Genomic DNA, 1,399 nt, shown 5'->3' on the forward strand with positions numbered 1-1,399 from the left:
AGAAGCAGGTAGATGCCGATTACATCCACCGGAAGGCTGGGAGTGACGTCGTACCGAATACGCATGGCTTCGCGGCTACCCCGGCTGGCCTCCCGCACCCGGATGTGATCCTCCAGCAACTCCGCCGCCCGTTGCCGGGCATGATCTTCAAAGCCCGGCTGAAGGGCTTCCATTCCATCCAGGGTGCGCTGGAGTTGGCGCTCTCTCTGCTCGGACTGGATGTTCCGCGAAGGCTCCAAGTCCATCAGGGCGAGTGCTTCCTTGTCGCTCATCAGGCGGGGCGCTTCGTCGCCGCTCTGCTTGAGCATGATGCATTCCTCGGCCAGCAGATCGTTGCGCTTGCCCACCTGAGGCCCACTTACATACTCCGCATGGATCTGGTGCCGCAGGCGAATCAGGTAAACCGTAGTACGGGCCGACACCCCGTCCGTGAAGACAACTCCGCACCGTGCGGCCACCTCGGGATTGTCCTCGTCCAGGGCCACCTCGGCCACATAGTCGGCCAGGCTTATGACGAGCGGATGCGCCCGGTGAATGTGGGTCACCCCCGGCGGAGGTTTGGGGGAAATGGAGAAACGAATATCGCCCTCGAATCCGACTGCCGCCAGTTGAGCCGCCGCCCCTCCTTTTAAGGCTTCGAGAGGAAGCCGGTAATGATCCTCATTTCGGTCGAGGGGTGCGCCCAATCGTTCCGCCGCGATGCGCACGAATCGCAAGACATCCTCACCGGCCCCCAGAACCTCCACCGTCTTGTGCCACTCCGGGAGTACTTCCTCCGGGCGAAGCCGACGTTGGGCGAACACGGTCTGCCTTCCTTCCCTGGCTTTCTCCTTTGCGCTTTCCCAGGCCCTGTCGACCTCCTCTTCAACTTCACCAAAGTCCAGCCTCATTTGTCTGGAAGCGTCCGCCAGACCTCCACTCTGCAGCAGCACGGTCTGCATGATGGCCTCCATGACCGCGTTGCTGTCAGATGGCATTGGAACGCTGACACCCAACTCCTTCCGGATCTTCTCTGCCTTTCTCAGGATGACTCGCAGCACCGCCCCGTCGACAGGGTTGTTGGCCCCATAGAGCATCAAGGCCCGCACGGTTGGGCTGGCCTGCCCGAATCGATCAACACGTCCTTCTCTTTGTTCATGCCGGGTTGGATTCCAAACCAGGTCATAGTGGACGACGGCATTGAAGTAGTGCTGGAGGTTGATCCCCTCGCTCAGGCAGTCTGTCGCAACCAGCACAGGGATGCGGCCCTCCTCTTCCCCGTCCTTCGAAAGCCGTGCAACCTTTTCATCCCGCTCATCAGGATTCAGTTCCCCCGTCACCGATTGGACGATGGTTTTCTTTTCTGGAAGCACCTTACCAAGCTCCTCTGCCAAGTAATGAGCCGTTGCAATGTATCGGC

The 1,399-nt window shown here is 60.3% G+C and carries 1 protein-coding gene; it reads right to left on the minus strand.

Translation table 11 applies throughout. The features are described from left to right. The coding region (locus tag FVQ81_18535) for a helicase SNF2 (GenBank protein MBW7998529.1) at positions 1-1,399 on the minus strand (1,399 nt) is incomplete at both ends.

The sequence above is a fragment of the Candidatus Glassbacteria bacterium genome (assembly GCA_019456185.1).
Classification (GTDB): Bacteria; Gemmatimonadota; Glassbacteria; order GWA2-58-10; family GWA2-58-10; genus JAJRTS01.